At 66.4% G+C, this 4,617-nt stretch carries 5 protein-coding genes; 1 reads left to right on the top strand and 4 read right to left on the bottom strand.

Annotation, left to right across the window (positions count from 1 at the left end; genetic code table 11):
• The 4 genes from purE to pyk all read right to left on the bottom strand — a co-directional run.
• On the bottom strand, window positions 1-508 hold a 508-nt coding region (purE, locus tag JYJ84_RS28970; protein ID WP_205189788.1), incomplete at its 3' end, for a 5-(carboxyamino)imidazole ribonucleotide mutase.
• Window positions 509-573: 65 nt separating this feature from the next.
• The gene (locus JYJ84_RS28965; protein ID WP_043190234.1) at window positions 574-1,464 is read right to left on the bottom strand and encodes a phosphoribosylaminoimidazolesuccinocarboxamide synthase; all 891 of its coding nucleotides are present in this window, start codon (window positions 1,462-1,464) and stop codon (window positions 574-576) included.
• Between the two features lie 221 nt (window positions 1,465-1,685).
• A complete protein-coding gene (gene fba, locus JYJ84_RS28960) occupies window positions 1,686-2,750 on the bottom strand; it encodes a class II fructose-bisphosphate aldolase (protein WP_031402582.1) in 1,065 nt (354 codons plus the stop codon).
• Between the two features lie 303 nt (window positions 2,751-3,053).
• Window positions 3,054-4,490 carry a pyruvate kinase gene (gene pyk / locus JYJ84_RS28955; protein WP_122946176.1) on the bottom strand — a complete coding sequence of 479 codons (1,437 nt, stop codon included), beginning with the start codon at window positions 4,488-4,490 and terminating at the stop codon, window positions 3,054-3,056.
• Between pyk and JYJ84_RS38300 the strand changes: the two genes are divergently transcribed.
• The gene (locus JYJ84_RS38300) at window positions 4,489-4,617 is read left to right on the top strand and encodes a hypothetical protein (protein WP_021164118.1); all 129 of its coding nucleotides are present in this window, start codon (window positions 4,489-4,491) and stop codon (window positions 4,615-4,617) included. The two genes, pyk and JYJ84_RS38300, sit on opposite strands and share 2 nt — an antisense overlap.

The following is a 4,617-nucleotide window of genomic DNA, read 5'->3' as shown; positions in this document are numbered from 1 at the left end:
GCAGCACCATCGCGTGCGCGGCTTCGTTCTGGCGCACGCGGAACGCGGCGAGCCGGTTCGCATAGTCGACCGAGTTGCCGGACAGGATCGACACCGCGAACAGCGCGGCATTCGCGGCGCCGGCCTCGCCGATCGCGAACGTCGCGACCGGCACGCCTTTCGGCATCTGCACGATCGAGTGCAGCGAATCGACACCCTTCAGGTACTTGCTCGCGACCGGCACGCCGAGCACCGGCACCGTGGTCTTCGCGGCCAGCATGCCGGGCAGGTGCGCGGCACCGCCGGCGCCCGCGATGATCGCGCGCAGCCCGCGCTCGCGCGCCTTCTCCGCATAGTCGAACATCTCGTCGGGCATCCGGTGCGCGGACACGACCTTCGCTTCGTACGGCACGCCGAATTCCTGCAGGATGGCGACCGCATGCTTCATCACGTCCCAATCGGAACTCGAACCCATCAGCACGCCGACGAGCGGCGCGCTGTGCGTGTGGGCAGTCTGGATTTCACTCATTTGTTCAGTTCCTGTCGACCAGAGTCAGTGCTTCAGCACTGACTCTGGTCCCATGCAAAGCCCGCTCAGGCGAGCGCCTGGCCCGTGATGCGCTCGAGCGCTTCCTGGTACTTCGCGGCCGTCTTCTCGACGACGTCGGCCGGCAGCGCCGGTGCCGGTGCCGTCTTGCCCCACGGCTGCGCCTCGAGCCAGTCGCGCACGAACTGCTTGTCGAACGACGGCGGGTTCGTGCCGACCTGGTACTGGTCGGCCGGCCAGAAGCGCGACGAGTCGGCCGTCAGCGCTTCGTCCATCAGGTACAGCTTGCCGTGGTTGTCGAGGCCGAATTCGAACTTCGTGTCGGCGATGATGATGCCGCGCGTCGCCGCGTAGTCGGCCGCTTCCTTGTACAGCTTGATCGAGATGTCGCGGATCGTCGCGGCCAGCTCGGTGCCGATGCGACGCTCGGTTTCCTCGAACGTGATGTTCTCGTCGTGCTCGCCCATCTCGGCCTTCGCGGCCGGCGTGAAGATCGGCTCGGGCAGCTTCTGCGCGTTCTGCAGGCCTTCCGGCAGCTGCACGCCGCACACGGCGCCCGACGCCTGGTATTCCTTCCAGCCGCTGCCGGCCAGGTAGCCGCGCACGACCGCTTCGATCATGATCGGCTCGAGGCGCTTGACGACCACGCCGCGGCCCTTCACCTGCTCGACTTCGTCGGCCGCGACGACCGCTTCCGGCGCGTCGCCCGTCAGGTGGTTCGGCACGATGTGCGCGAGCTTGTCGAACCAGAAGTTCGCCATCTGGTTCAGCACGCGGCCCTTGTTCGGAATCGGCTCGCCCATCACCACATCGAATGCCGACAGGCGGTCGGTCGTGACGATCAGGAGCTTGTCATTGCCGACCGCGTAGTTATCGCGGACCTTGCCGCGACCGAGGAGCGGCAGCGAGCGGAGCGTGGATTCGTAGAGGGTAGACATCGTCTTTTCGCAGATAAGGAGCCAAACAAAAAGGGAAACGCCGTTCCCCGCGGCAGGCGGGAACGGCGGTCTTGCAATACGTCGGCGAACCGGCCGGGCGGCTGGGCCCGGGCGGTTGCCGGCCGGCCCTCGTTCGGCCGGACGGAACGGCTGCGGGGTCGGATCAGATCCGGCCAGACAGCCTTGCCGTTGCCTTTCGGCGCGGCAATCGTACTACAGTCTTAGCGCACGACCTGTGCGAGCGCACCGGACTTGTACTGCTCGGCGATCTTGTCGAGCGACACCGGCTTGATCTTGCCGGCCTGGCCTTCGCAGCCGAACGCGAGGTAGCGGTCGACGCAAACCTGCTTCGCCGCTTCGCGCGCGGGCTTCAGGTAGTCGCGCGGATCGAACTTGCCCGGGTTCTCGAACAGGTAGCGGCGGATCGCACCGGTGATCGCGAGACGCAGGTCGGTGTCGATGTTGATCTTGCGCACGCCGTGCTTGATGCCTTCCTGGATTTCCTCGACCGGCACGCCGTAGGTTTCCTTCATGTCGCCGCCGAATTCGCGGATCTCGGCCAGCAGTTCCTGCGGCACCGACGACGAACCGTGCATCACGAGGTGGGTGTTCGGGATGCGCGCGTGGATTTCCTTGATGCGCTCGATCGACAGGATGTCGCCCGTCGGCTTCTTCGAGAACTTGTACGCGCCGTGCGACGTACCGATCGCGATCGCGAGTGCATCGCACTGCGTGAGCTTGACGAAATCGGCGGCCTGCTCCGGATCGGTCAGCAACTGCTCGCGGGTCATCGTGCCTTCCGCGCCGTGGCCGTCTTCCTTGTCGCCCTTCATCGTCTCGAGCGAGCCGAGCACGCCGAGTTCGGCTTCGACCGTCACGCCGATCGAGTGCGCCATCTCGACGACCTTGCGCGACACGTCGACGTTGTACTCGTACGATGCGACCGTCTTGCCGTCGGCTTCCAGCGAACCGTCCATCATCACGCTGGTGAAGCCGCTGCGGATCGCAGCCATGCAGACCGCCGGCGACTGGCCGTGATCCTGGTGCATCACGACCGGGATGTGCGGGTACGACTCGACTGCCGCTTCGATCAGGTGGCGCAGGAACGGCTCGCCCGCATACTTACGCGCGCCGGCCGATGCCTGCATGATCACGGGTGCGCCGACCTGGTCCGCCGCCGCCATGATCGCCTGGACCTGCTCCAGGTTGTTCACGTTGAAGGCCGGCAGGCCGTAACCGTGCTCTGCCGCGTGGTCCAGCAATTGACGCATTGATACGAGAGGCATTGTGGAACTCCTTGGAATGAAAACCGGTGCGCCCTGACGCCGGCGCGGCGCTCGCTCCCGTTCGAACCCGGGGTGGCGCGGCGCGGCTGAGCGTCGAATAGCCGCATTTTATCGCGAAGCGCCTCCGATTCCGACCGCCCGGTGGCGCCGACTCGCAATTTGTTACGTTCGCACGGCACAAAGCGGGCAAAAAAGAGAAAAAAAGCCGCGCGGGGCATGCGACCCCGCGCGGCTTTCGTCAAAAATCGGTGCCCGATCACCTCGGGCCGCCGGTTTCGGGCCGGGCAACTGCCCGGCCGGTGCTCAATAGTGCTCGCCGACCCGCACGATCTTCAGCGTGTTGGTACCCCCCGCCTGCCCCATCGGCTCGCCGACGGTCAGCACGACCATGTCGCCGTGCTGCACGTAGCCCTGCTTGACGACGATCTCGAGCGCCGCCTGCAGCGCCGAATCGCGGTCGCTGTTGAAGTCGACGTGCAGCGGCGTCACGTTGCGGTACAGCGCCATCGTGCGCTCGCTGCCGACGCGCGGCGTCAGCGCGAAGATCGGCACGTGCGTGTAGTGGCGCGACATCCACAGCGCGGTCGCGCCCGATTCGGTCAGCGCGACGATTGCCTTCGCACCCAGGTGGTACGCGGTGAACAGCGCGCCCATCGCGATCGACTGGTCGATCCGAGTGAACGTGCGGTCGAGGAAATCCTTGTCCAGCTCGACGTGCTCCGACTTTTCCGCCTCGACGCACACGGCCGCCATCGTCTCGATCGTGACGACCGGGTACTTGCCGGCGGCCGTCTCGGCCGACAGCATCACCGCGTCGGTGCCGTCGAGCACTGCGTTCGCGACGTCCGACACTTCCGCGCGCGTCGGCACCGGCGCGTGGATCATCGATTCCATCATCTGCGTCGCGGTGATCACGAGCTTGTTCGACTCGCGCGCCATCCGGATCATGCGCTTCTGCAGCGCCGGCACGGCCGCGTTGCCCACTTCCACCGCGAGGTCGCCGCGCGCGACCATGATGCCGTCGGATGCGTCGAGAATGCTCTGCAGCGCCGGAATCGCTTCCGCGCGCTCGATCTTCGCGATCATCTTCGGCTTGATGCCGTACGGCGCGCCCGCGATGTTCGCGAGCTGGCGCGCCATTTCCATGTCGGTCGCGTTCTTCGGGAACGACACGGCCACCAGGTCCGCGCCGAGCGACATCGCGGTGCGGATGTCTTCCATGTCCTTCGCGGTCAACGCGGGGGCCGACAGGCCGCCGCCCTGGCGGTTGATGCCCTTGTTGTTCGACAGCTCGCCGCCCACCTTGACGATCGTGTGGATCTCGTCGCCGAGCACGCGCTCGACGGTCAGCACGATCAGGCCGTCGTTCAGCAGCAGCAGGTCGCCCGTGCGCAGGTCGCGCGGCAGTTCCTTGTAGTCGAGGCCGACGCGCTCGTCGTTGCCGAGCTCGCAACCCGCGTCGAGAATGAAGGACTGACCCGGCTCGAGCGTGGTCTTGCCGTTCTCGAACTTGCCGACGCGGATCTTCGGGCCCTGGAGGTCGGCCATGATCGCGATCTCGCGGCCGACCTTGCGGGCGGCCTCGCGCACCATCTCGGCGCGCTGGCGGTGATCGTCGGCCGTGCCGTGCGAAAAATTGAGCCGCACGACGTCGAGGCCCGCCTGCATCATCTGCAGCAGAATCTCCGGCGAACTGGAAGCCGGGCCGATCGTGGCGACTATCTTGGTGGCGCGCTGCATGAAACTCCTCATCTGGATCAAGGTGGATGCGCTGGGTGAAACGCTGCGAGAGCCGGAAGCGGCAGGCCCAGCGGCCGCCGTTCCGGGGGGCGTGCCGGTGCTTGCGCCCGGCATCGCTTTGTTCTGA

Source organism: Burkholderia sp. LMG 13014, from assembly GCF_905232215.1.
Taxonomy (GTDB): Bacteria; Pseudomonadota; Gammaproteobacteria; order Burkholderiales; family Burkholderiaceae; genus Burkholderia.
Note: the sequence above shows the minus strand (reverse complement) of the source record. Positions and strands in the feature narration are given on the sequence as shown.

What these genes read in the sequence shown, in the direction of transcription:
- JYJ84_RS38300 (WP_021164118.1), top strand. Translation starts at nt 4,489, where the DNA reads ATGAAACTCCTCATCTGGATCAAGGTGGATGCGCTGGGTGAAACGCTG.
- fba (WP_031402582.1), bottom strand. Translation starts at nt 2,750, where the DNA reads ATGCCTCTCGTATCAATGCGTCAATTGCTGGACCACGCGGCAGAGCAC.
- pyk (WP_122946176.1), bottom strand. Translation starts at nt 4,490, where the DNA reads ATGCAGCGCGCCACCAAGATAGTCGCCACGATCGGCCCGGCTTCCAGT.
- JYJ84_RS28965 (WP_043190234.1), bottom strand. Translation starts at nt 1,464, where the DNA reads ATGTCTACCCTCTACGAATCCACGCTCCGCTCGCTGCCGCTCCTCGGT.